The organism is Streptomyces sp. NPDC088147, assembly GCF_044741565.1.
Classification (GTDB): Bacteria; Actinomycetota; Actinomycetes; order Streptomycetales; family Streptomycetaceae; genus Streptomyces.
In genome coordinates, this window is sequence record NZ_JBIUSY010000011.1 from 185,012 (window position 1) to 209,838 (window position 24,827).

At 70.7% G+C, this 24,827-nt stretch carries 18 protein-coding genes; 9 read left to right on the forward strand and 9 right to left on the reverse strand.

What is annotated here, in order from left to right; all coding sequences use genetic code 11:
• The first annotated feature begins 3 nt into the window (after positions 1-3).
• On the forward strand, positions 4-1,203 hold the full coding sequence (locus ACIOGX_RS33745; protein ID WP_401918468.1) for an ROK family protein: 1,200 nt from the start codon (positions 4-6) through the stop codon (positions 1,201-1,203).
• Between the two features lie 142 nt (positions 1,204-1,345).
• Here ACIOGX_RS33745 and ACIOGX_RS33750 read toward each other — a convergent pair whose 3' ends face one another.
• Positions 1,346-4,369, reverse strand: coding sequence for a family 16 glycoside hydrolase (locus ACIOGX_RS33750; protein WP_401918470.1), 3,024 nt, complete (start codon positions 4,367-4,369; stop codon positions 1,346-1,348).
• A 374-nt stretch (positions 4,370-4,743) separates the two neighbouring features.
• The gene (locus ACIOGX_RS33755; protein ID WP_356517091.1) at positions 4,744-5,508 is read right to left on the reverse strand and encodes an SDR family NAD(P)-dependent oxidoreductase; all 765 of its coding nucleotides are present in this window, start codon (positions 5,506-5,508) and stop codon (positions 4,744-4,746) included.
• Positions 5,509-5,652: 144 nt separating this feature from the next.
• Between ACIOGX_RS33755 and ACIOGX_RS33760 the strand changes: the two genes are divergently transcribed.
• From ACIOGX_RS33760 to ACIOGX_RS33795, 8 genes are all read left to right on the forward strand, one after another.
• Positions 5,653-6,207, forward strand: coding sequence for a MarR family winged helix-turn-helix transcriptional regulator (locus ACIOGX_RS33760; protein ID WP_401918473.1), 555 nt, complete (start codon positions 5,653-5,655; stop codon positions 6,205-6,207).
• An 85-nt stretch (positions 6,208-6,292) separates the two neighbouring features.
• On the forward strand, positions 6,293-7,138 hold the full coding sequence (locus tag ACIOGX_RS33765) for a response regulator transcription factor (protein ID WP_401918475.1): 846 nt from the start codon (positions 6,293-6,295) through the stop codon (positions 7,136-7,138).
• 141 nt (positions 7,139-7,279) lie between these two features.
• Positions 7,280-8,521, forward strand: coding sequence for a cytochrome P450 (locus ACIOGX_RS33770; protein WP_401918477.1), 1,242 nt, complete (start codon positions 7,280-7,282; stop codon positions 8,519-8,521).
• A gap of 93 nt (positions 8,522-8,614) precedes the next feature.
• Positions 8,615-8,812: a ferredoxin gene (locus ACIOGX_RS33775; protein WP_129769303.1), complete on the forward strand. Its 198-nt coding sequence runs from the start codon at positions 8,615-8,617 to the stop codon at positions 8,810-8,812.
• A complete protein-coding gene (locus tag ACIOGX_RS33780) occupies positions 8,809-9,996 on the forward strand; it encodes an NAD(P)/FAD-dependent oxidoreductase (protein ID WP_401918479.1) in 1,188 nt (395 codons plus the stop codon). The genes ACIOGX_RS33775 and ACIOGX_RS33780 overlap by 4 nt, the downstream gene beginning before the upstream one ends.
• An 85-nt stretch (positions 9,997-10,081) precedes the next feature.
• The gene (locus ACIOGX_RS33785) at positions 10,082-10,927 is read left to right on the forward strand and encodes an SDR family oxidoreductase (protein WP_401762188.1); all 846 of its coding nucleotides are present in this window, start codon (positions 10,082-10,084) and stop codon (positions 10,925-10,927) included.
• A gap of 126 nt (positions 10,928-11,053) precedes the next feature.
• Positions 11,054-12,889: an NAD(P)/FAD-dependent oxidoreductase gene (locus ACIOGX_RS33790; RefSeq protein WP_356517101.1), complete on the forward strand. Its 1,836-nt coding sequence runs from the start codon at positions 11,054-11,056 to the stop codon at positions 12,887-12,889.
• Positions 12,886-14,598: a hypothetical protein gene (locus ACIOGX_RS33795; protein ID WP_401918482.1), complete on the forward strand. Its 1,713-nt coding sequence runs from the start codon at positions 12,886-12,888 to the stop codon at positions 14,596-14,598. Before ACIOGX_RS33790 ends, ACIOGX_RS33795 begins: the two co-directional genes overlap by 4 nt.
• A gap of 63 nt (positions 14,599-14,661) precedes the next feature.
• On the opposite strand, the gene ACIOGX_RS33800 is transcribed toward ACIOGX_RS33795, so the two are convergent.
• The 7 genes from ACIOGX_RS33800 to ACIOGX_RS33830 form a co-directional block, all read right to left on the reverse strand.
• Positions 14,662-16,881: an NADP-dependent isocitrate dehydrogenase gene (locus ACIOGX_RS33800; RefSeq protein WP_401918484.1), complete on the reverse strand. Its 2,220-nt coding sequence runs from the start codon at positions 16,879-16,881 to the stop codon at positions 14,662-14,664.
• 122 nt (positions 16,882-17,003) lie between these two features.
• Entirely contained in the window at positions 17,004-17,390 is a 387-nt protein-coding gene (gene rbsD, locus ACIOGX_RS33805; RefSeq protein ID WP_401918486.1) for a D-ribose pyranase, read from the reverse strand.
• The gene (locus ACIOGX_RS33810; protein WP_401918488.1) at positions 17,387-18,478 is read right to left on the reverse strand and encodes a ribokinase; all 1,092 of its coding nucleotides are present in this window, start codon (positions 18,476-18,478) and stop codon (positions 17,387-17,389) included. The genes rbsD and ACIOGX_RS33810 overlap by 4 nt, the downstream gene beginning before the upstream one ends.
• Positions 18,479-18,569: 91 nt before the next feature.
• The gene (locus ACIOGX_RS33815) at positions 18,570-20,549 is read right to left on the reverse strand and encodes a substrate-binding domain-containing protein (protein WP_401918490.1); all 1,980 of its coding nucleotides are present in this window, start codon (positions 20,547-20,549) and stop codon (positions 18,570-18,572) included.
• Positions 20,539-22,101, reverse strand: a complete 1,563-nt coding sequence (locus ACIOGX_RS33820) for a sugar ABC transporter ATP-binding protein (protein WP_401918492.1) — start codon at positions 22,099-22,101, stop codon at positions 20,539-20,541. Before ACIOGX_RS33820 ends, ACIOGX_RS33815 begins: the two co-directional genes overlap by 11 nt.
• Complete coding sequence (locus ACIOGX_RS33825) at positions 22,098-23,255, reverse strand: LacI family DNA-binding transcriptional regulator (protein ID WP_401918494.1); 1,158 nt, start codon at positions 23,253-23,255, stop codon at positions 22,098-22,100. Before ACIOGX_RS33825 ends, ACIOGX_RS33820 begins: the two co-directional genes overlap by 4 nt.
• Positions 23,256-23,460: 205 nt before the next feature.
• Positions 23,461-24,471: an NAD(P)H-dependent flavin oxidoreductase gene (locus tag ACIOGX_RS33830; RefSeq protein WP_401918496.1), complete on the reverse strand. Its 1,011-nt coding sequence runs from the start codon at positions 24,469-24,471 to the stop codon at positions 23,461-23,463.
• Positions 24,472-24,827 lie beyond the last annotated feature (356 nt).

Here is a 24,827-nt window from a genome sequence, read left to right on the forward strand (position 1 = left end):
GCCATGCCTGCGCCGTCGGATCACAGCGGTTCCGCCATCCACTCGCCGGGCGAGGTGCTGGCGCTGATCAGTTCCGGAGCCGTGGCGACGCGCGCGGACATCGCCCGGATCACCGGGCTGGCCCGCTCCACGGTGTCGCAGCGGGTGGACGCGCTGATCGCGCACGGCCTGGTCGACGAGTCCGCCCCCGCCCCCGGCGACTCGACCGGAGGCCGCCCGCCGCGCCGGCTCCAACTGCGCACCGCCGGGCAGCTGGTGGCCGGTGTGGACCTCGGCGCCTCGCACTGCGCCGTGGCTCTGACGGACATCGGCGGGGCGATGCTGGCCGCCCACCAGGAGCCGCTGTCGATCGCGGACGGTCCGGAATCGGTACTGCGCAGGGTGGAGCGGGCGTTGCAGGCGCTGCTGAAGGAGACGGGGCAGGACCCGCGCACACTGCGCGCGATCGGGGTCGGGGTACCGGGACCTGTCGAGTTCTCGACCGGCCGCCCCATCGATCCGCCGATCATGCCGGGCTGGCACCAGTATCCGATCCCGGAGTTCTTCGCCTCGCGCTTCGGGGTACGGGCGCTGGTCGACAACGATGTGAACGTGATGGCGCTGGCCGAGCAGCGCCGCGCGTTTCCCGACACCCGCTATCTCCTCTACATCAAGGTCGGTACGGGCATCGGCTGCGGCATCGTGGCCGACGGCCGGCTCCACCGCGGCGCCCAGGGCAGCGCCGGCGACATCGGACATATCCGGGTCGGGGACCAGGGGGATGCGTGCCGGTGCGGGAACACCGGGTGTCTGGAGGCGGTGGCGGGCGGGGCGGCGCTCGCGGCGAGACTGGCCGGTCTGGGGCTGGACGCGGCGTCGGGCAGCGATGTGGTGCGGCTGGTGGCCTCCGGCAACCGGGACGCCGTGCGCATGGTGCGCGAGGCGGGCCGGGCGGTCGGCGAGGTCCTGTCGGGTCTGGTCAACTTCTTCAATCCGGACACGGTCGTGCTCGGCGGCGCGCTGGCCGCCGTACACGACCAACTCCTCGCCGGGGTACGGGAAGCGGTGTACCGGCGCTCGCATCCGCTGGCCACGCGCGTGCTGCGGATCGAGCCGAGCCGTACGGGCGAGAACGCCGCGGTCATCGGGGCGGGGATCCTCGCCACCGAGCACGCCATGTCGCCGTCCCAGGTGGACCGCAGGCTGGCGCGGGCGATGGCCTGATGCCGGCCGACGCACGCTGATCCCCCGGTTCACGCCGGGTGGGTCCGGCGGTGCGGACCTGGCACCTCCCCCGGCCGGAAACGGCCGGGGGAGGCGCCGGAGCCCTGCACGGCGTACCGCGTGGAGTGCCGCCGCGCGGCGGTCAGCCCAGGGGCTCGATCCACACGTTCCTGAAGCGGACCTTGTTGCCGTGGTCCTGGAGCCGGATCGCGCCCGCCGCGGCCGATTCCGCGTCGCCGCTGCCCGTCGGGCCGTCCACGGCCACATTGTCGTGGACCTTCGTGCCGTTCCACACCACCGTGATCCTGGCGTCCTCGGTCTTCTTCCCCCCGGCGTCGAAACGGGCCGCGCGGAAGACGATGTCGTACGTCTGCCATGTCTCGGGCGCCCTGCCGGCGTTCACGCTCGCCGCCACCTTGTTGTAGATCGCGCCGGCCTCGTTCGTGGCGAGTTTCTCCACCCCGAACGAGTCCAGGATCTGGATCTCGTACCGCTCCTGGAGGTAGATACCGCTGTTGCCGCGATCCTGCCCGGTGACGTCCGGCGGCAGCTTCGGCACCCGGAACTCGGCGTGGAGTCTGAAGTCGCCGAAGGACTGCTTCGTACGGATGTCGCCACAGCACACTTCGACGGAGCCCTCGGGCGTACGCGGCCATTCGACGCCGCGGCCGTCGGTGTGCTGCCAGGCGCTGGAGACACTGCCGCCGGAGAAGAGGTCGATACGGCTGCCGGGTCTGCGCACCTCGATCATGTCGAGGTTGACATGGCCGGTGTCCTCGGGCCGGTAGGCGTAGGTCAGGGTGTTACGGCCCTTGCGCAGGTCGAACCGCTCGGTCCGGCTGGACCAGCGGTTCCAGGCACCGGTGGAGGGGAGGCTGATCTGCCGTGCCTGCCCGCCGTTGACGCTCGCGCCGATCGTCTTGATGCCGTCGAAGGGGTTGGGGCCATTGGCGTAGCGCAGGCTCACGTCGTACGCCCCCTTCGCGGGGACCTCGACCTCGATGGTGGCGGTGGCGCCCTGGGTGCCGAAGCCGTCGACGAAGCCGCCGCCCGTGTAACCGGCGTGCTCGGTGTCGATGTCCGCGCCGCCGGACAGCCGCCCGGACTCGGCGTCGTACGACGTGACGGGCGCCTCGGGGCCGGGCAGCGCGTTCAGGGTGTACCAGGCCTCGGTGGACCACAGCTGCTCACCGTCGGCCGAGGCGAACGGGCGCGGTGAGCGTACGTGCACCACCCGGTCGGTCTTCAGCCCGGGGATGGTGAGCCGGACCGTACGGCGGTCGTCGGAGATCCGGGCCGCCGCGACGGGCAGGGTCTCCTCGTCGACCTTGGGGCCGCCGTACGCCGGTGTGGGTACGTAGCGCCACTGCTCCACGGAGTAGCCGCCGGTCGCCAGCTTGGCGGCGGTCTCCTCCGACAGCGGCTTCGTGTAGGTGAGTTCGAAGCCGTCGCGGGTGGCGCGCATGGTCTTGATGTCGAAGGCGTTGGTGCCGTTCGGGGTGAGCTTCTGGAGGCCGAAGCGGAGTTTCCCTTCCTGGCCCCAGTTCCCGTCGGCGCCGAGGCCGCCCGCGTAGATCGCGCCGTCCGGTCCCGTGCTGATCCGGGTGATGCCCGCCTCCAGGCCCTGCGTGTGGCGGAACACCGCGCCCTGGTACTCGCCGTCCACCTTCTCCAGATCGGCGCGTTGCAGTCCGCCGTAGGTGACGTCACCGAAGAGCAGCTGACCGGCGAAGGTCCCCTCCTTGACCAGCATCGGCGTGCTGGGGGAGTTCGCTATCTCGTTCTGCGGCAGCCAGAGCACCGGCTTGGTGACCGCGCGGTCGTCGAACGGGCCGTCCGGGTTGGTGTAGTGGTTGAAGAACCGGTCCTGCTTCACCTGGACGAGCTTCGAGGCGGGCAGCCAGCCGCCCTGGTTGTCGGTGACGAGGATGTCCCCCTCCGGGCCCCAGCCGATCCCGTTCGGCGTCCGGAGACCGCCGGCCAGATACGTGACCTTCCCCGTCTCCTTGTTGACCTTGATGGTGGTACCGCGGTTCGCGGCGGGCTGCGGATCGGTCGTCGCACCGCCGTAGTTGATGGCGACCGAGAGATTCAGATAGAAGTCCCCGTCCTTGTAGAGCAGTCCGAAGGCGAATTCGTGGAAGTTGCCTCCGTACGGCCAGGACGCGACCTTGCGGGTCGAGTCGGTGACGTCGTCGCCGTTGGTGTCGGACAACTCGGTCAGCTGGTGTTTCTCCGACACGTACAGCTTGCCGTCGACGTACTTGATGCCCATCGGCTCTTTCAGCCCGCCGGCGATCTTCTTGTACGTGACCTCTTCCGGCCCGGTGTCACCCGTGACATGGTCGAGGACGTACGCCTCGCCCACGGTGTTGTCGCTGCCGCCCCACGTGGTCACGGCGAGCCGGCCGTCCGGCAGCCAGTCCATGGCGGAGACCTGCGGCTCGAAGCCGTCGGGGCGCAGGTCGGTGAGGGTGTATCCGGGGTGGACGGACGTCAGCGGGAGCCCGTCGCCGGGGGTGTCGTAGCTGCCCTCGCACTCCTTGCGGCCGGGAGCGGTGACGCGGACCACCCCGGCGTCCGTGCTCAGTACGGAGTTCGGGACGAGCGTGAAGTCGGCGGCGCCCGGGGGCTTCCACTGGAGGGTCACCTGCTGGTCGCCGCCGCGGTCGAAGTGGTCGACGCGGAGCGCGTGGTAGCCGGAGGTGAGGGTGATCTCGCCGTCCTTGGGCTCGGCGCCGTGCAGTCCGTCGTGGTCGATGACGCGCTGGTCGCCGATGAGGAGACGGGAACCGTCGTCGCTGATCAGACGGAAGGCGTAGGTCCCGTCGGCGGGCACGTCGAGATTGCCGATGATCTGCGACATGAAGTTGTCCGTGAAGCCGAAGCCCTCGGTGGAGGACCAGTCGACCGTGGGAATCAGCTTGTCGACGTTGGGCGTCTGAGCCGGTTTCAGATCGCAGAGTTTGCTGAGCGGGGACTGGACGTCGAAGACACGGAGGGTGACACCGGGCTCCTGGGGCGGCAGCTCCGCGGGGGCTCTCTCCTCCGCGCCGGCCGCGGGCGCCACGAGACCGCCGGTGATGAGGGCGGCGAGCAGGAACCCGGTGAGGGTCCGTGATCTGCGTCGGCTGGGGCGGGGGCTCTGGTACTCGTGTGGCTGCACTCGTCCTCCTGCTGGGGGGCTGCGCGTGGGCGGGGGCCGGGGCGGCCCCGCGTCCGCGGAGTGGAGTTCGTACACGTACCGGGGTGCTACGACGGAGTTACGCCGTGTTTCACGCGGACTTCCGCGCGAGAACGACGCCCAGGGTAGGGACAGCGCCCCACACCGTCCATACTTTGTCCTCAACAAGGAAGAACTGGCTGATAGTTGAGGCAGGGGCGCACCGTCGCCGGGTTCACGGCGCCGGCGACCCGAGCCCGCGGGCCCTGTCGCCGACGGCCGTGTCGACGACCGGCTCAGGGTCTTTCGTTCGGATCAGGCCGGATCAGGGAGCGGGGCCTGGGCACGCGAGCCCGGCATGATCCAAACGAGAGGCCCTAGATGGCCGACCAGCCGTTGTCGACGGGCAGGACCGTGCCGTTGATGTTGCCGGCGGCGTCCGACGCGAGGAACAGGATGGCGGCGGCCTGCTCCGAGGCGTCGGCCACCCGGCCGGCGAGCGCGACATGGGGGCCGACCACGCTCGGGCCGTGGGCACCCGCCTCGGCGTCGACCCGGATGTTGGTCGACGTCGCCCCGGGGGCGATGGCGTTGGCGCGGATCCCGTTGTTCCGGTACATCACGGCGAGGGACTTCGTCAGGCCGACGATGCCGTGCTTGGCGGCGGTGTAGGCGGTGCCGGCCGCGCTGCCGCGCAGGGCGGCCTCCGATGCCGTGAAGACGATCGCCCCGCGGCCCCGGTCCAGCATGTGCGGCAGCGCGGCGCGGGTCAGCATGAAGGGCGCCGTCAGATTGACCCGGATGACACGCTCCCATTCGGCGTCCTCGGTGTCCGCGAGGGCCGACATCCGGTCCATGATGCCCGCGTTGTTCACCAGGACGTCCAGGCCGCCGTACGCGCTCGTGGCCGTGGCGACTATCTCGTCCACCACGGCCTGCTCGCTGAGATCGCCGACGACCGCGCGTGCGACGCCGCCCGCGGTCCTCACCGCCGTCACGGTCTCGTGGGCGGTCTCCTGGTTGAGATCCGCGACCAGTACGTTCGCGCCCTCCGCGGCGAATCGCAGCGCCGCGGCCCTGCCGATTCCCGATCCCGCCCCGGTGACGACGACGCTGCGTCCCTCAAATCCGTTGCTGCTCATGGGTGCTGGTGCTCCTTACAGTCGGACGGATACGCGGCGATACCCGGAATTACTTGAGTCAGGCAAGCATGTGTGAGTTACTTGAGTCAAGCAAGTGAAATGTAAAGTTGCTTGACTCAGGCAAGTAGATGGTACAGTGCATGGATGCCCAAATCACCGCCAGCGGTTACCCCATCTCCCTCATCCCCATCTCCATCCCCGTCCTCGGCCTCATCCCCGTCCTCGGCCGATGTGGCCGAGATCGAGCGGGCGCTGAGCCGCGTCGCCTATCTCTCCAGCAAGGTCCGGCCGCACGACCGCCTGATGACCCAGGCCGGAGTGTCACTGGACCGCGCCGCCGTGGCGCTGCTGCGGCAGATCGCCGATACCGAACCCCTGCGCCCCGGAGAGCTGGCGAACCGGCTGGCCGTGGAGGCGTCCCATGTCACCCGGCAGGTACAGCGGCTGGAGAAAACGGGGTACGTGACCCGCGTCCCGGACCCGGAGGACGGCCGTGCGCAGCGCATCCAGCTCACCCCGGTCGGACAGCGGGCGATCGACCGTATCCGCGAGGCGAGCCGAAGGGGGATGCAGGCGGCCCTGGCGGAGTGGTCGCCGCAGGACCTTCAGCAGCTCGCCGCCCTGTTCCACCGGATGGTCGACGACTTCCTCGGCTACGACGACAGCGATGCCGGTATCGATCCCGAGCGCCCCGCCTGAGGCCACGGCCGCCCTGGGCGTCCGGGCCCCGGCGCTGCCGTTCGTTCGGACGTGAAGCGTGAGCCTGACGCGAGGTGGTCCTTCCATGTACGGGATGCACGGGATGCACGGGATGCACGGGATGCACGGGATATGCGGGGTGGGCGAGATGCGCGGGGTCAGCGAGCTGCGCGGGGTGAGTGAGACGCGCGGTGTGAACGAGACGCGCGAGGTGGAGGACAGGCGCGGGGGCGTCGGCGGGAAACCGTCGGCCGTTCGTGGGGACGGGCAGCAGGTCCTGGTGGTCGTCGGTGATCAGGAAAACTCCGACCTGCTCACGATCACGCTGGAACTCGCGGGCTATCGGGTCACCATCGCGCGCACCGGTGCCGAGGGGCTGGCGCGGATCGCGGGACACCGGTTCGACCTGGTGGTCCTGGACACGACGCTGCCCGATCTGCACGGTCTCGCCCGCGGACGCCGCCCCGTCGCCGACCGCCCGCCGGTGCTTTTCCTGACCGTGTGCGAGTACCTGGACAGCCTCCTTCCCGAACTGGGCCCCGGGCAGGAGGACTACGTCACCATGCCGTTCCGGATCGCCGAAGTCCTCGCCAGGGCACAGGTGTTACTGCGGGGCCGCGGGCGTGGGCGTGGTGCCGCGCGGCGCGGCCCGTACTACGGCGACCTCGTCCTGAACGACGCCACCTGCCAGGCGTGGCGCGGGCCCCGGGCGCTCGACCTCACGCCCGCGGAGTACCGGCTGCTGCGTCATCTGCTGGTCAACGCCGACCAGGTCCTCTCGAAGGAACAGATCTGCCGTCACGTCTGGGGCGACGGCCGCGCCGACAACGCCATCGAGAAGCTCGTCTCCCGTCTCCGCCACAAGGTCGACCAGGAGGAACCGCAACTGATCCATACCCGCAGGGGGTTCGGCTACCTGCTCGGCCGCTGAGCGTGTGATCGTCCTCACGTCAGCTTGCCGTCAGGTAATTGACCGGAAGGTGTCAGTGCACTCCGGTTGCATGTGCTCATCGAGGCGTCCCGCCACCCTTCCCCGCACTCCGCCCCCGCGGAGCCCCCACCGAGGAGTGACATGGCCGACACACTGACGGAAACCGCGGACGACCCGGCACGGCCGATGCCGGAGTTCCCGATGCCCCGGGCGGCCGGCTGCCCGTTCGCCCCGCCCCCCGGCCTTGAGCGGCTCCGGGACGAGACGCCGATCACGAAGGTCCGGATCTGGGACGGCAGTACGCCCTGGCTCATCACTGGACACGCCCACCAGCGGGCCATCCTCACCGATCCCCGCCTCAGCAACGACGAGAAGTTCGGCGCCTTCCCGCATGTGAGCGCGTACCGGGCGGAGATCGCGCGGGTCACCCCGAAGCTCATCACCAACACGGACGCCCCCGAGCACACCCGGCTGCGCCGGATGGTCAACGGTCCGCTCCTCCTCAAGCGGGTCGAGGCCCTGCGGCCCGCCATTCAGAAGATCGTCGACGATCTGATCGACGACATCCTCGCCGGTCCGAAGCCCGCCGACCTCCTCACGGCTCTGGCACTGCCCGTGCCGTCGCTGGTGATCAGCGAGCTGCTCGGCGTGCGGTACGAGGACCACGAGTTCTTCCAGCGCAACAGCAACATCGCCCTCGACCGCGACGTACCCCCGGACGAGGCGCGCGCGGCGAGCGGCGCGCTCTCCGGGTATCTCGACGAGTTGCTCACCGAGAAGCTGGCCGCGCCCGGCGCGGACGCGATGTCCGAGATGGCCGCCCGGGTCACCGCAGGTGAGATGACACGGAGCGAAGCGGTCCACATGGGCGTCGCGATGCTCATCGCGGGACACGAGACGACCGCGACCATGATCAGCCTGGGCACTCTCGCCCTGCTGGAAAACCCCGAACAGCTCGCCGTGTTGCGGGACACCGAGGACCCGAAGGTCATCGCGGGCGCGGTGGAGGAACTGCTGCGCTATCTCTCCATCGTCCACTCCGGGCTGCGCAGGGTCGCCCGCGAGGACATCGAGATCGGCGGTCAGGTCATCCGCGCGGGGGAGGGGGTCGTGGTGGAGATCTCCGCCGCCAACTGGGACTCCGCGGCCTTCCCCGAGGCCGAGCGGCTGGACCTCACCCGCAATGCCCGCCTGCACAACGCGTTCGGCTTCGGCCCCCACCAGTGTCTGGGCCAGTCGCTCGCGCGGGTGGAACTCCAGGTCGTCTACGGCACGCTCTACCGGCGTATTCCCACGCTGCGCCTGGCCACCGCGTTCGACGGTATCGAGTTCGAGGAGAGCGGGACCACCTACGGCGTGCGCTCACTGCCCGTCACCTGGTGAGCCCCGCGTCACCGACCGATACGAACCGACGCGCGGACGGTGTGACGAAGTGACGACGCGACGAATGACGAAGTGACGAGCGAGGAAACGACCATGCGTGTGGAAGTGGACGAACCCAAGTGTGTTTCGGCGGGCCTCTGTGTCATGAGCGCCCCCGAGGTGTTCGACCAGAGGGACGACGACGGTGTGGTGATCCTGCTGGAGAGCGACCCCGGCGCCGACACCCACGAGGGGGTGCGCGAGGCCGCCGGCCTCTGTCCGGCGGCGGCGATCCGGCTGGTGGAGACGTGAGGACCGTCCTGGTCGTCGGAGCCTCGGCGGCCGGTCTCGCCGCCGCCGAGGCACTCCGACGGGAGGGCTACGACGGCACGATCACCCTCGTCGGCGACGAGCCGCGGGCCCCGTACGACCGGCCGCCGCTGTCCAAGCAGATCCTGTCCGCGCGGTGGGAGCCCGACCGGCTGCCGCTGCGCCCGGCGGCCGATCTGGACGCGCTCGGCCTCGATCTGCGTCTCGGTATCGCCGCGACCGGCCTCGAACTCGACGTACGCACCGTGCACTTGGCCGACGGCACCCGGCTGTCGTACGACGGCCTGATCGTGGCGACGGGGGTGCGTCCGCGCCGTCTGCCCGGCGAGGGCGCACATGTCCTGCGTACCCTCGACGACGCCCTCGCCCTGCGCGACCGGCTCGGTCCCGGGCGGCGGCTGGTGATCGTCGGAGCCGGCTTCCTCGGTGCGGAGGCCGCGGCCGTGGCCCGGGGGCTGGGCACCGAGGTCACCCTCCTCGAACCCGCGCCGGTACCGCTCGCCCACGCGGTCGGCGAGCAGGTCGGCCGGGTCCTGTCGGGCGCGCACCTGGACCACGGTGTGGACCTGCGTACGGGGGTCACCGTGTCCGAGGTGGCCGACGGCGGCGTACGGCTCGACGACGGGGAAGTGGTCGAGGCCGACGAGGTCCTCGTCGCCATCGGTTCCCTGCCGAACACCGAATGGCTGGCAGGCAGCGGCCTGACGGTGCGCGACGGGCTGGTGTGCGACGAGTACAGCGCCGCCGCGCCGGATGTGTACGGTGCGGGGGATGTCGCCCACTGGCACAACCCGCTGTTCGGTGTGGCGATGCGCGTCGAGCACCGTACCAACGCGGCCGAACAGGGTATGGCCGCCGCCCGCAACCTGCTGCGCCCCGGGGCCCGTAAGCCGTTCGCCCCGATGCCGTACTTCTGGTCCGACCAGTACGACATGAAGATCCAGGCGTTCGGCCATCTCCGGGGGCACGACGAAGTGGCCCTCGTGGAAGGGGACTTCGGCGACCGCCGGTTCATGGTCGGCTACCGCACCGGTGACCGTCTGGTCGGAGTTCTCGCGGTCGGTATGCCGCCGAGGGCGATCCGCCCCTGGCGGGCGGCGATCGCGTCCCGCGCGCCGTGGGACGAGGCCCTGCGAGCCGTGGCGCGAGCCGCCGGCGTGGCGTAGGGCGTGTACGAGCGACCGGAGCGGACGCCGGAGTGAGCGGGCGACCGCCCCGGGAGAATCAGCCGAATCCAGGGAGTTGTTCAGGATGGATGACCAGCGGGGAGAGCGGGACGAGCGCCGTGACGTGGTCGTGGTCACGGGCGCGGGAGGTATGGGCGTGGCGATCGCGCGCCGGCTCGGCAGCGGGCGGACCGTGATCCTCGCCGACGCGTCGGAACAGCGACTCGGCGAAACCGTCGGCGCGTTGACCGCCGAGGGCTACGCGGTACGGGGCGCGGTCACCGATGTGTCCGACCGCGGTTCGGTCGAGGGACTCGCGGCGACGGCGTCCGGCGCCGGCCGGGTGGCCGCCGTCGTACACACCGCGGGGCTCTCTCCCGCGACCGCGCCGGCCAGGGCGATCGTCGACGTCAATCTGATGGGCACGGCTCATGTGATCGATGTCTTCGGGACGGTGGCGTCCCGTGGTACGGCTCTGGTCTGCGTCTCCAGCATGGCCGGGCACTACGCGTCACTCGGCCGGGAAGAGGAGCTCGCCCTCGCCACGACGCCCACCGACGGGCTTCTCGCGCTCGATGTCGTCGTCGGCATCGGGGACGACGCGGTGTCCGCCTACTGCGTGAGCAAGCGCTCCAACCACCTGAGGGTGCAGGCCGCGGCGCTTGCCTGGAACCTCCGCGGCGCCAGGCTGAACACCGTCAGCCCCGGGGTCATCTCCACGGCCATGGCGAAGGCGGAGGCCGAGTCCGCGTCCGGCGAGCGGATGATGAGGATGCTGGAGGAGTGCGGCGCGGGCCGTACCGGAACGCCCGCGGAGATCGCCGACGCCGTGGCGTTCCTCACCGGTCCGGGGGCGCGGTACATCACCGGCACGGACCTTCTTGTCGATGGCGGCCAGACCGCGTGGATACGCAGTCGACGGACGGCCTGACACCGCCATCGGCGCGCGCCACAGCGCCGGCGGCACGGCAGTACATCGGCGCGGCAGTACAGCCGCACAACAGCACAGCGGCACAACAGCACAGCAGTGGTTCAGATCGGCCCTGAGAGGACACGCATGCCCACCCCCACCCCCACCCCGCCTACGTCATCTCCCGCCCCCCAGCTGGATCCGGAGGCACTCGGATTCGATCCGGACGCCCTGCGCGACCGCTACCGCGCCGAGCGCGACCGCCGGATCCGTCCCGACGGCAGCAAGCAATACCACAGCACCACAGGGGAGTTCGGCTACTACGTGGACGACCCGTACGTGGAGCCCGCGCCGCGCCGGGAGCCTCTCGACGACCGGGTCGAGGTCGTGATCATCGGCGGCGGCTTCGGTGGCCTGGTGGCCGGTGCCCGGCTGCGCCAGGCGGGCGTGCGGGACATCCGGGTGATCGAGAAGGCCGGGGACTTCGGCGGAACGTGGTACTGGAACCGGTATCCCGGCATCCACTGCGACATCGAGTCGTACATCTACATGCCGCTGCTCGAAGAGGTCGGCTACGTACCGAAGTGGAAGTACGCGCCGGGCGAGGAGATCCGACAGCACGCGCGGGCGATCGGGCGGCGGTTCGAGCTGTACCGTGACGTCTGCTTCCAGACCGAGGTGACCGAACTCCGCTGGGACGAGGCCGAGTTCGAGTGGACCATCCGTACCGACCGGGGCGACCGTATGCGGGCGCGCTACGTCGTGGTCTCCAGCGGACCCTTCAGTCGGCCGAAGCTCCCCGGCATCCCGGGCATCGAGACCTTCCAGGGGCACACGTTCCACACGAGCCGCTGGGACTACGCGTACACCGGCGGTGACGCGGACGGGGGCCTGCACAAGCTCGCCGACAAGCGGGTCGCCGTCATCGGCACCGGCGCCACCGCCATTCAGTGTGTGCCGCACCTGGGGCGCGACGCCCAGCACCTCTACGTGTTCCAGCGCACGCCGTCCTCGGTCGACGTACGAGACAACCGCCCCACGGACCCCGAGTGGGCCGGGACACTGACCCCCGGCTGGCAGCGGCGCCGCCAGGACAACTTCCTCGCGCAGGTCGCCGGTGGCGGCGCGGACGAGGACCTGGTGTCCGACGGCTGGACCACCAGCGCCCGGCTGCTCCAGAGCCTGGTGCCGGGCGCGAGCGGCGGCGACGGCCTGTCACCCGAACAGCGCGGCGCCATGGCCGAGTTGGCCGACTTCAAGAAGATGAACGAGATACGTGCCCGGGTGGACGCCGAGATCGAGGACCGCGCGACGGCCGAGGCACTCAAGCCCTGGTACCGCTACATGTGCAAGCGCCCCACGTTCAGCGACATGTATCTGCCCACGTTCAACCGGCCCAATGTCACGCTGGTCGACACGGCCGGCCGCGGTGTGGAGCGCATCACCGAGAACGCTCTGGTGGTCGACGGCGTCGCGTACGAGGTCGACTGCGTCATCTTCGCGACCGGTTTCGACATCGGCGGTCCGCCGGCCGAGCGGGCCGGACTCAACGTACACGGCCGGGACGGTGTCACGTTGGCCGAGTCGTGGAAGGACGGTCCGAAGACGCTCCACGGGTTCTACAGCCACGGCTTCCCCAACTTCTTCCACCTCGGCTCCCTCCAGAACGCGGTCTCCGTGAACTTCGTCCATGTCCTCGACGAGCAGGCGACCCACATCGCCGAGATCGTCGCCGAGGCGGACAAGCGCCAGGCGCGGTACATCGAGCCGACGGCCGAGGCGCAGGCCGCCTGGGTCGCCACGATTCGCGAGAAGGCGCAGAACACGCACGCGTTTCTCGCCGAATGCACCCCGGGCTACTACAACAACGAGGGCAAGCCCGGTAAGGAGAGCCAGTCGTACGGCGGCGGTCCGATCGAGTTCTACGAACTGATCAAGCGCTGGCGCACGGACGGTGACATGAGCGAGGCGATCGTCCGATGAGGCGGCCCAGCCGGTTCGACGACACCGGCCACTGGCACACCACGAGCGAGCGGTGGGACACGACAAGGCTGAACCCGCCGAACCGGCTGTGGGGTTCGAACGGTGTCACCTTCGGGCCCGACGGGCGGCTGTACGTGGCCCAGTTCATCGCCGGACAGATCAGCGCCGTGGATCCCGTCTCGGGAGACGTCGACGTGGTGGTGCCACTGGACAGCCCGGTCCAGGCGCCGGACGATCTCGCCTTCGGCGCGGACGGTTCGATGTACATCACCGACCTGACCCCCGGCAGGGTCTGGCGGCGGGATCCCGCGGGTGAGTTCACCCTCGTCTCCGACACGGTGAAACTGCCCAACGGCATTACCTGCGTGGGAGATCGCCTCTTCGTCAACGAGATGCGCAGCGACGGCCGGCTGATGGAGATGTTCCCCGGCGGCGGCGATCCGGTGGTGCTCACGGACGGACTGGCCTGGGGCAACGCGATGCAGCTCGGCCCGGACGGGCTGCTCTACTACCCGCACATGATCGCCAACGAGGTCTGGCGGATATCTCCCGATGGCGGGGTACCCGAGCTGGTCGCGAAGGACGTCGACGACCCGGTCGCGGTGCGGTTCGACCGGGGCGGTGTCCTGGTGGTGCTGTCGCGCGGTGTGGCGGGCATCGTGACCCGTATCGATCTCCGTACCGGCGCGCGGTCGGTCGTCGTCTCCGGTGTCGCGGGGCTGGACAACGCGGCGTTCGACGACGAGAACCGGATGTTCGTCTCCAGCTACGCGAGCGGCGGTGTCACGGAGATGCACACCGACGGCCGGATCCGGGAGATCGTGCCGCGCGGGCTCGACGGCCCCTTCGGTGTGACGGTCGATCTCGGCGGCACGGTGTACGCGGCCGACCACTACCGCCTGGCGAGCCCGGAGGGCTCCGGCGCGGGCGGGAACGGGGACGCGAGCGGAAGCGGACACGGGGAAGCCGGCGGAAACGGGCAGGGAACCTCCAGCGGAAACGGATACGGGGACGCGAACGAGTCCGGCGGCATCATCACCCACGGTCTGCTGCACTTCGTCCACGGCGTCACCGCGGACGACGGCGTCCTGCACCTCACCTCGCAGCTCGGTGACGTCCGTACCTACGACCCCGTACGGAAGACCACACGGGTACGGGCGACCGGACTGAGCGAGCCCACCGGCATCGCGGTCGCCCCGGACGGCTCACTCGTGGTCGCCGAGACGGGCGGCGGCCGGATCCTGCGGATCGACGAGACCGGCACGGTCACCGCTCTCGCCTCGGGGCTCGCCCACCCCGTGGACGTGGCCTTCGACGGAGAACAGCGCTGTTACGTCAGCGACGACCGGCTCGGAGCGGTGCTCCGGCTCGACGACGGCGAGGCGGTCACCGTCGCGGACGGACTCGGTGCGCCGCAGGGCCTGGTCGTCCGCGACGACGAACTGTTCACCGTGGAGACCGCGCACCGGCGGCTGCGGGCGATTTCGCTCGTCACGGGGGAGAGCAGGATCGACGCCGAGAACCTCGCGGTCGGTCTTCCCCCCGGCACCACCCGTCCCGCCCACCACCCGGTCCCCGGAGTCCCGGGCCCGCCGAGCCAGTTCGCGGGACTGGCCCTCGGCCCGGACGGCTCGCTGTTCGTCTCGGCCAACGGCGAGGGGAGCGTGCTGCGGCTCTCGCGTCAGCACACCGACGGAGACGCCGCGTAACGCCACCGAACGACGGAACCGCCCCGGCCGACGGAGACATCGGCCGGGGCGGTTCCGGTCACATCAGCCGAGAAGCGCGAGGGCCTGGGTGAACGTGGCCGAAGGGCGCATCACGGCCGCGGCCTTGGCCGGGTCGGGCTGGTAGTAGCCGCCGATGTCGGCCGGCTTGCCCTGCACCGCGATCAGCTCGTCGACGATGGTGCTCTCCTGCTCGGCCAGCGTCTTGGCGAGGGGCGCGAACGCCTCCGCGAGCCGGCCGTCGTCGGTCTGCTTCGCCAGCTCCTGCGCCCAGTAGAGCGCCAGGTAGAAGTGGCTGCCGCGGTTGTCGATGCCACCGAGCCGGCGGCTGGGCGACTTGTCCTCGTTGAGGAAGGTGGCCGTGGCGCGGTCGAGGGTGTCCGCGAGCACCTGGGCGCGCGCGTTGTCCGTCGTCTGCGCGAGGTGCTCGAAGCTGACCGCGAGCGCGAGGAACTCGCCCAGGCTGTCCCAGCGCAGGTAGTCCTCCTTGACGAGCTGCTGCACGTGCTTGGGCGCGGAGCCGCCGGCACCGGTCTCGAACAGCCCGCCGCCGTTCATGAGCGGGACGACGGAGAGCATCTTCGCGCTCGTGCCGAGTTCGAGGATCGGGAACAGGTCGGTCAGGTAGTCGCGCAGCACGTTGCCGGTGACCGAGATCGTGTCCTCGCCGCGGCGGATGCGCTCCAGGGAGAACGCGGTCGCCTCGACCGGCGACATGATCTCGATCCGCAGGCCCTCGGTGTCGTGCTCGGCGAGGTACGTCCCGACCTTCGCGATGAGGTTCGCGTCGTGCGCGCGGTTCTCGTCGAGCCAGAACACCGCCGGGTCGCCGGTCGCGCGGGCGCGGGTCACGGCGAGCTTGACCCAGTCCCGGATCGGCAGGTCCTTGGCCTGGCACATGCGCCAGATGTCGCCCGCGCTCACCACGTGCTCCAGTACGACATCGCCGGAGCCGTCGAGGACACGCACCGTGCCGGTGGTGGGGATCTCGAAGGTCTTGTCGTGGCTGCCGTACTCCTCGGCCTTCTGCGCCATCAGACCGACGTTCGACACCGAGCCCATCGTCGACGGGTCGTACGCGCCGTGCGCGCGGCAGTCGTCGATGACGACCTGGTAGATCCCGGCGTAGCTGCTGTCCGGGATGACCGCGAGGGTGTCGGCCTCCTGGCCGTCGGGCCCCCACATGTGGCCGGAGGTGCGGATCATGGCCGGCATGGAGGCGTCGACGATGACATCGCTCGGTACGTGCAGGTTCGTGATGCCGCGGTCGGAGTCGACCATCGCCAGCGCGGGGCCCTCGGCGAGCTCGGCCTCGAAGGACGCCTTGATCGCCGCGCCGTCGGGCAGGGAGTCCAGCCCGCCCAGGATGCCGCCGAGGCCGTCGTTGGGGGTCAGACCGGCCGTCGCGAGCGCCTCGCCGTACTCGGCGAACGTCTTCGGGAAGAAGGCCCGTACGACATGGCCGAAGATGATCGGGTCGGAGACCTTCATCATCGTGGCCTTCAGGTGCACCGAGAACAGCACGTCCTCGGCCTTGGCACGGCCGATCTGGGCCTTGAGGAACTCGCGCAGCGCCGCCACCCGCATCACCGACGCGTCCACGACCTCCCCGGCGAGCACGGGCACCGACTCGCGCAGGACCGTCGTGGTGCCGTCGTCACCGGCCAGCTCGATACGGAGCGAGCCCGGCTCGGCGATGACCACGGACTTCTCGCTGGACCGGAAGTCGTCGGCGTCCATGTGCGCGACGTTCGTCTTCGAGTCGGCCGTCCACGCGCCCATGCGGTGCGGGTGCGCCTTGGCGTAGTTCTTGACCGACGCGGGGGCGCGGCGGTCGGAGTTGCCCTCGCGCAGGACCGGGTTGACGGCGCTGCCCTTGACCTTGTCGTAGCGCGCGCGGACGTCGCGGTCCTCGTCGGTCTTCGGGTCGTCCGGGTAGTCCGGCAGCGCGTAGCCCTGCTGCTGGAGCTCGGCGATCGCCGCCTTCAGCTGCGGGATCGAGGCCGAGATGTTCGGCAGCTTGATGATGTTCGCACCGGGCGTCTTGGCCAGCTCACCCAGCTCGGCGAGCGCGTCGTCGATCCGCTGGCCCTCCTCCAGACGCTCGGGGAAGCCCGCGATGATCCGTCCCGCGAGAGAGATGTCACGGCTCTCCACGGTGACCCCCGCCGTCGAGGCATACGCCTCGACCACAGGCAAGAAGGAATACGTCGCCAAGGCCGGGGCCTCGTCGGTGTGTGTGTAGATGATGGTCGAGTCAGTCACCGGGTGCTCCGCTCCACGTCTGCAACATTGCTCGACATCAAGATATCTCGTGACCCAGTCCTGTCGAGACGGGGCCCTGCCACCGGAGCCACGCGGCGCGGCCCGGAGGAACGCGCCGCTGCTCAGAAGAACACGCCGCAGCGCAACAGCACATTCGCGTACGGCCGCGCCTCCCCGGTGCGGACGATCAGACGCGCGCCGGCCGACAGCTCCTTCAGCTCCTCGTGCGGGACGAAACCGAGACCGGGCAGCGTCGCCAGCAGCCGCGCGGCCTCCGGATTCGCCTCATGGACCTCGTGCGCCGCCGTCGCGCCCTCCACGACCAGCTCCGCCAGCAGGCCGTCCAGTACCTCCGCGAACCGTGGCACCCCGGCCCGGAACGCCAGATCCACCACGCGCGGACCCGCGGGCAGCGGCATTCCCACGTCGCAGACCAGGACGCCGTCCCCGTGGCCCAGCTCGGCCAGGGCGCACGCGAGATGCCGGTTCAGGATCCCGGACCTCTTCATCCGGTCACCCCCTGGTCGGGGCCGGACACCGGCTGTCCGGGAGCGGTTACGTGGCGTTCCGCCGCGCCCGCTCGGGGGAGAGACCCGGGGGCCGCTGCCGCGAGCGACGCCACCTCAGCGGCCGTCGGGAACGACACCTGCGCTCCCTCCTTGGTCACCGCCGCCGCACCCACCCGCGCCGCGTAGGCGGCGGCCACGGTCAGGCTCTCGCCGGCGCCGAGCCGCCAGGCCAGGGCCGCGGTGAAGGCGTCGCCGGCCCCCGTGGTGTCCACGGCGCGCACCGGTACGGACGGCACGAGCGCCGTCGTACGGTCGTCCGCCACCAGCGCGCCCCGCGCGCCCAGTGTGATCACCACCGAGCGCGGCCCCCGCGCGAGCAGCGCCCTCGCCCACTCCTCCGGGTCGTCGCCCACCGACTCCGGCGTCTCCCTCGCCGACTCCGGGGTCTCGCCCGCCGACTCCGGCTCGTCGGCCACCGAATCCTCCGGGCCGTCGACCACCGGCCCGCCGAGCACCACCCGCGCCTCGTGCTCGTTCACGATCAACGGATCGCATGCCGCCAGGATCCCGGCCGGCAGCGGCACCGGGGGAGAGGGGTTCAGCACGAACCGGCTGCCCGGCGCCATCCCCGCCACCACCTCGCCGACCGTCTCCAGCGGGATCTCCAGCTGCGCCGAGACCACCCGCGCGGCCCGCAGCAGACCCGACGCGTCCCGGATGTCCGCCGGGGACAGCCGCGCGTTGGCGCCCGGCGACACCACGATGCTGTTGTCCCCGGACGGATCGACCGTGATCAGGGCGACGCCGGTGGGCGCGCCGCCGGACAGCACCCCCGCGGTGTCGACCCCGGCCGCACGCTGCGAGTCGAGCAGGAGGCGCCCGTGCGCGTCGTCGCCGACCCGGGCCAGCAGCGCCGTACGGGCTCCGAGGCGGGCGGCGGCGACCGCCTGGTTCGCCCCCTTGCCGCCCGGATGGACGGACAGGTCCGAGCCGAGCACCGTCTCACCGGCGCCGGGGCGCCGCTCGACACCGATCACCAGGTCGGCGTTGGCCGACCCCACGACCAGCAGGTCGTAGTCGTACGTCACTGTCTCTTCGTCTCTTTCGCTGGAGGCCGCCGAGTGGCCGGAAGCCGTGGAGTGTTCCAGAGGCCGTGAGTGTTCGGAGCCCGTCGTGTGGTCAGGAGAAGTCGGCGACATTCTTCGCCGTGACCACCTTGACCGGCACCTTCACCATCGAGGGGACCTTGTCGCCCCGCGCGGCCTTGACGGCGTTGAGCACGGCGAGCCGGCCCAGTTCCGCGGGCTGCTGGGCCACCGAGGCGTAGAGCGTGCCCGCCTTCACCGCCTTCAGGCCGTCGGGCGTGCCGTCGAAGCCGACGACCGGCACCGACGTACCCGCCTTGGAGCCCAGCGCCTTGACCGCCCCGAGCGCCATCTCGTCGTTCTCCGCGAAGACCCCGTTCACCCCGCTGTGCGCCTGGAGCATATTGGTCATCACATCCAGCCCCTTGGTGCGGTCGAAGTCCGCCGGCTGCCGCGCGACGACCTTGATGCCGGGGTACGCCTTGATGCCCTCGGCGAAGCCCTGACCGCGCTCACGGCTGGCCGAGGTGCCCGCCGTGCCCTGGAGGATCACGATCCGCCCCTCGCCACCGAGCTTCTCCGCCAGTGTCCTCGCCGCCTGCCGGCCGCCCGCGACATTGTCGGAGGCGACCAGCGTGTCGATGTCCGCCTTGTTGACACCGCGGTCGGCGGCGATCACCGGGATGCCGGCCTTGTCGGCGGCGCGTACGGACGGCCCCGCCGCGTCCGAGTCGACCGGGTTGACGATCACCGACGACATGGCACCGCTCGTGAAATTCTGTATCTGGTTGGCCTGTTGGGAGGCGTCGTTCTGCGCGTCGGTGACGGTGAGTTCGACGCCCTCGGCCTTCGCCTCGGCCTCCGCGCCCGCCTTCAGCTGGACGAAGAAGGGGTTGTTGAGGGTGGAGAGGGAGAGCCCCACCTTGGTCCCGCCGCCGGAGGAGCCGTTGTTCCAGAGGGAGACACCACCGATGACGGCGGCCACCAGCACCGCGGCGACGGTGTACTTCACCGCTCTCGCGCCCTTACGGCCCGAGCCGCCCGCGCCTCCCGAGCCGGACGCACCGGGCGCGGCCGACGCACCGGCGCGGGAGCGCGCCGTGTCGAGCAGCACCGCCAGCGCGATGACGACACCGATGACGACCTGCTGCCAGAACGCCGACACCGACAGCAGGTTGAGTCCGTTGCGCAGCACCGCCAGGATCAGCGCGCCGATGAGCGTGCCGGACGCCTTGCCGACACCGCCCGACAGACTGGCGCCGCCGATGACGACCGCGGCGATGGCGTCGAGTTCGTACCCCTGCGCGGCCTGTGGCTGGGCCGAGGAGAGCCGGGAGGCCAGGACGATACCGGCGACGGCGGCGAACAGTCCCGACAGCGCGTAGACGGCGACCTTCTGCCGCTTGACACGCAGCCCGGACAGCCGCGCCGCCTCCTCGTTGCCGCCGATCGCGTACATCGAGCGGCCCAGGTACGTACGGGCCAGGATCAGGGCCGTGACCAGCCCCATCGCCACCATCACGAGCACCGGCACCGGCAGCCAGCCGCCGAGCGTGTCGCCGATCCGCGACACGGAGCCGGGGAAGGCGATCGGGCTGCCCTGCGAGATCACCAGCGACAGACCGCGGCCCACCGAGAGCATCGCCAGCGTCGCGATGAACGGCGGCAGTTTGCCGTACGAGACGAGCGCGCCGTTGACGAGCCCGCACGCGATGCCGGTGCCCACGGCGAGCACGACGGCCAGCCACACCGGCACCCCCTCCGACGTCGCCGACCAGGCCAGGACGGTCGCCGAGAGCGCCGCCACCGAGCCCACCGAGAGGTCGATGCCCGCGGTGACGATGACGAACGTGACACCGAACGCGAGGATGGCGGTCACGGCCGCCTGCACACCGACGTTGAGCAGGTTCTGGGTGGTCAGGAAGTCGCCCGACAGCAGCGACATCGCCACCACCAGAACGACCAGGGCGCTCAGCGCGCCATTGTCGAGGAGGAGCCGGCGGACCGCTCGGGCGCCTCCGCCACCGCCCCCGCTTCCGCCGTCTGTCGTGTTCTTGAGCGTGTCAGTGGCCACGGGAGCCCTCCACCCCTTCTGCTTCGTCGTCCGTGCCGGTCCCGGATCCCGGGCCGTATGGGCGCGCGGCGCCGACGGCCAGCGCCATCACCGCGTCCTGTGTCGCTTCCTCCGCCGTGAGTTCACCGGCGATCCGGCCCCCGGCCATCACCAGCACCCGGTCGCTCATGCCCAGCACCTCCGGCAGATCGCTGGAGACCATCAGCACGGCGTGACCGGCGGCGGTGAGTTCGTTGATGAGCTCGTAGATCTCGACCTTGGCGCCGACATCGATACCGCGCGTCGGCTCGTCCAGGATCAGCACCTTGACCTCGGCCAGCAGCCATTTGCCGATGACGACCTTCTGCTGGTTGCCGCCGGACAGGGTGCGTACCCGCTGGCCGAGCCCCGCCATCCGGACGCCGAGCTGCCCGGCGATCCGGGCGGCTGCCGTGTGCTGTGCCGCACGGTCCACCAGCCCGGCACGGGTCGCCGAACGCAGGGTGACCAGACCGAGGTTCTCCTCCACGGACGCGTCGAGCAGCAGGCCCTGGCCCTTGCGGTCCTCCGGCACCAGCCCGATCCCGGCGGCCATCGCCGCGCTCACGTCATGGCGCGGCAGCGCGGCGCCCGCCACCCGTACCGAGCCCGTGTCGTAGTGGTCCGCGCCGAAGACCGCGCGGACGACCTCCGTACGGCCCGCGCCCACCAGCCCCGCGACACCGACGACCTCACCGGCGCGCACCTCGAAGCCCACATCGTGGAAGACGCCCTCCCTGGTCAGCCCGGACACGGACAGCAGGGCGGTACCGGTCTCCGCGGCCCGGCGCGGATACTGCTGGTCGATGTCGCGGCCCACCATGAGGCGTACGAGTTCGTCCTCGGGGGCCGTCGCGGGCACCTGCCCGACGCTGCGGCCGTCGCGCAGGACGGTGACGCGGTCACCGAGCGCCGCGATCTCGTCCAGGTGGTGGGTGATGAAGACGATGCCCACGCCGTCCTCGCGCAGCGCGCGGACGATCCGGAAGAGCCTCTCGACCTCCTCGGAGGTCAGTACGGCGGTCGGCTCGTCCATGACCAGGACCCGGGCGTCCAGGCTGAGCGCCTTGGCGATCTCGACCATCTGGAGCCGGGCGATGCCCAGTTCACGCACCTTGGTGTGCGGCGGGGTGGTGACTCCGACGCGTTCCAGCAGCTCGGCCGCGTCCGACTCCATCCTCTTGTGGTCGACCAGGCCGAAGCGGCGCGGCTGGCGGCCCAGGAAGATGTTCTCGGCCACCGTCAGATCGGGAACGAGGTTGAACTCCTGGTAGATGGTGGCGATTCCCAGCCGCTCCGCGTCCTGCGCGCCCTGGATACGGACCTCCTGCCCGCCGACGAGCACGCGGCCGGCGTCCGGACGGTAGGCACCGGAGAGCATCTTGATCAGCGTGCTCTTGCCCGCGCCGTTCTCGCCGAGCAGGACGTGCACTTCGCCGCGGCGCAGATCGAAGTCGACGCTGTCGAGCGCGACCACGCCGGGAAAGGTCTTGCGTATCCCTTCGACACGCAGCAACTCGTCCGGGTGACTCACGGGTCGCTCCTTCGCATTCGGGCTGACGGGCTGTGTGCTGACGGGTTGTTTGCTGACGGGCCGTGTGGTGGCGGGCTGTGTGCCGCGGCGCCGTGTTGTGCTGGGGCGCGGTGTGCCGACGGCACGCGCTCCGAGGGGTCGGGACGCCGGGGGACCGGCGGGAACTCCGCGCCGCAGGAGCGGCGTACGACCAGCCGGGCGGGGAGTGTGACGGACGGCGGGACCCGGCCGGCGATGCGTTCGGCCAGCGCCCGTACGGCGGCCCGGCCCAGTTCGTCCGTCGGCTGGGCGATGGCCGTGATCGGCGGATCCGTGTGCACGAACCAGGGGATGTCGTCGAAGGCCGCGAGCGCGATGTCCTCCGGGACGCTCAGACCCCGGGCGCGGATCGCGTCGAGCGCGCCGAGGGCCATCAGATTGTCCGCCGCGAACACGGCGTCGGGAGGCTCGGGCAGATCGAGGAAATTCTCCGCGGCCCGGCGTCCGCTCTCGGCCTGGAAGTCGCCCTGGCCGATGTACGCGTCGGGCAGCGCGACCCCGTGCTCGCCCAGTGCCGTACGGAAGGCGTCGACGCGTTCGCTGCCGGTGGTGGTGGTCGCGGGGCCCGCGATGATCGCGAGCCTGCGATGGCCGATCCGCAGCAGATGGGTGACCAGATCGCGTACGGCGGCGCGGCCGTCGGACCGTACGACGGGCACCTCGACGCCCGGGATCCACCGGTCCACGAAGACGATCGGGGTCGCGGCACGTACCGCGTCGCGTATCAGCGGCGAACCGCGGTCGGTGGGCGACACCAGCAGCCCGTCGATCCGGCGGTCGAGGAGCGTACGGATGTGGTGGTCCTGCAACTCGGGCCGCTCGTCGGCGTTTCCGATGATCACGCTGTACCCGAGTGTCCGCGCCTCCTCCTCGACCGCGCGGGCCAGCGATGTGAAGTACGGATTGAGCACATCGCTGATGACCAGGCCGAGCGTGCGGGTCCGGTCGGTGCGCAGGGACCGGGCCACGGCGTTGGGCCGGTAGCCCAGCGCGGCGACGGCGGCGAGCACCCGGGCGCGGGACGCGGGGCTGACCGAGGGATGGGCGTTGAGCACCCGCGACACCGTGGCGACGGACACGCCTGCCTCGGCCGCGACATCCTTGATGCCCGCCATCGTCGGTCCACCTCCTCGTGGAATCGATTACACGGAGGATTGGAATCGATTACACGGGCAGGAGGCAAGACCTTGGGGGTACCCCGAGACCGGATCGTAATGATCACCCCGGGCGCGACCACCTTCTTGTCGACGAGGCGCCCGGCGGCCGGGTCCGCCGCGCGGGGGCCTCGCGGTTTCGGCGAGCCCCGGCGCGGCGGTCCCCTCAGGTGATCAGGTTCGATGCGTCGCGCCACATTCTGGTGAGTACGTCACCGGCGGGCTCATCGGTGGCGAGGGCGGCGCTCTGGCCCGCCCAGTGATTGGCGGGGTCGACCTCGTTGGTGCCCCGCCGCCACTGGGCGGTGAGTTCCAGTTGCTCGGGAAACGGCGCCGGGCTCGGCGCTCCGGGCCTGCTCCAGGCTTCCACGTAGGGGGTGGACGCGGCTCGGGCCAGTCGTCCGGTGTAGGCGCGGGTGGTCACGGTGGCGTCCGGTGCCAGCCCGGTCAGCGCGGCGGACCACTGCGGTGGAGTCGCCGTCTCGGGACAGCGGAGGAGGGCCGTGCCGACCTGAACCGCGTCGGCGCCCAGGGTCAATGCGGCCGCCAGGCCCCGTCCGTCGGCGATGCCGCCTGCGGCGACGATGGGCACACGCAGGTGGTCGGCGAACCAGGGAAGCAGAGCGAACAGTCCGACGTCGGTGTGTTCGGCGGCGTCCTGACGGAAGGTGCCCCGGTGTCCGCCGGCTTCCATGCCCTGGGCCACGATCGCGTCCGCGCCGGCTTCCTGGGCGGCCAGGGCCTCATCGAGGGTGGTCGCACAGGCGAACCAGGCGATGTCCCGCGCGTGGAGGCGCCGTACATATTCGGGCTCGAACAGGCCCATGATCGAGGAGATGACGGTCGGGCGGGCACGGAGCAGGGCTTCGCATTGCTCATCGAACGCCGGCCGGCGGGTCGTGACAGGTTCACCGGGAGGGCCGAAACGGCCGAGAAAGGCCCGAGCCGCGCTGGTGCGCCTCGTTCGGTCCTCCTGATCGTCACGCGCGGTTTCAGGGATCCAGACGTTCAACTGGAGGGGCCCGGAGGACCGGGCGTGGAACTCGGCCGCCCATGCCGCGATGCGGTCCGGGGAGTCCTGGAGGGCGCCCCGGGCGCCCATGCCGCCCGCCTCGGCAACGGCGACGGCGAGTTCGACAGGGGAAGACCCGGCCATCGGAGCCTGGAGTACCGGCATCCGCAATCCGAAGCGGTCACAAAACGCCTGCGCCCGTTCCCGTCCTGTCACACCGGACTCCTCCCGACGGTGCTCCGGGTGGACACCCGGGGCCGGCTCGCACGTGCCACGACTCATGAAACATGACCGCCGCCCGTTTCCTCCGGTGTGTCACGCGTTCGGTGTGCCGCGTGGCCGGTGCGCCGCCTGGCCGGTGTGCCACGTGGTCGGTCATGCCCCGGAGGGGTGTGAGGGGTGAAAGGTTGAGTCGGGAATGACGCGTGGCTGATAGTGCCGGTAATAAGGCTCTTTCACGCTGTCACGGGTGCCCGCACTACGTCCTTGGGTAGGTTAGCTGTACCCGCAATTCGCTTGCG

Coding starts and splice junctions, on each gene's coding strand:
- ACIOGX_RS33745 (WP_401918468.1), top strand. CDS start 4: ATGCCTGCGCCGTCGGATCACAGCGGTTCCGCCATCCACTCGCCGGGC.
- ACIOGX_RS33755 (WP_356517091.1), bottom strand. CDS start 5,508: ATGAGCAGCAACGGATTTGAGGGACGCAGCGTCGTCGTCACCGGGGCG.
- ACIOGX_RS33760 (WP_401918473.1), top strand. CDS start 5,653: ATGCCCAAATCACCGCCAGCGGTTACCCCATCTCCCTCATCCCCATCT.
- ACIOGX_RS33765 (WP_401918475.1), top strand. CDS start 6,293: ATGTACGGGATGCACGGGATGCACGGGATGCACGGGATGCACGGGATA.
- ACIOGX_RS33770 (WP_401918477.1), top strand. CDS start 7,280: ATGGCCGACACACTGACGGAAACCGCGGACGACCCGGCACGGCCGATG.
- ACIOGX_RS33775 (WP_129769303.1), top strand. CDS start 8,615: ATGCGTGTGGAAGTGGACGAACCCAAGTGTGTTTCGGCGGGCCTCTGT.
- ACIOGX_RS33785 (WP_401762188.1), top strand. CDS start 10,082: ATGGATGACCAGCGGGGAGAGCGGGACGAGCGCCGTGACGTGGTCGTG.
- ACIOGX_RS33790 (WP_356517101.1), top strand. CDS start 11,054: ATGCCCACCCCCACCCCCACCCCGCCTACGTCATCTCCCGCCCCCCAG.
- ACIOGX_RS33795 (WP_401918482.1), top strand. CDS start 12,886: ATGAGGCGGCCCAGCCGGTTCGACGACACCGGCCACTGGCACACCACG.
- rbsD (WP_401918486.1), bottom strand. CDS start 17,390: ATGAAGAGGTCCGGGATCCTGAACCGGCATCTCGCGTGCGCCCTGGCC.
- ACIOGX_RS33825 (WP_401918494.1), bottom strand. CDS start 23,255: ATGGCGGGCATCAAGGATGTCGCGGCCGAGGCAGGCGTGTCCGTCGCC.
- ACIOGX_RS33830 (WP_401918496.1), bottom strand. CDS start 24,471: ATGCCGGTACTCCAGGCTCCGATGGCCGGGTCTTCCCCTGTCGAACTC.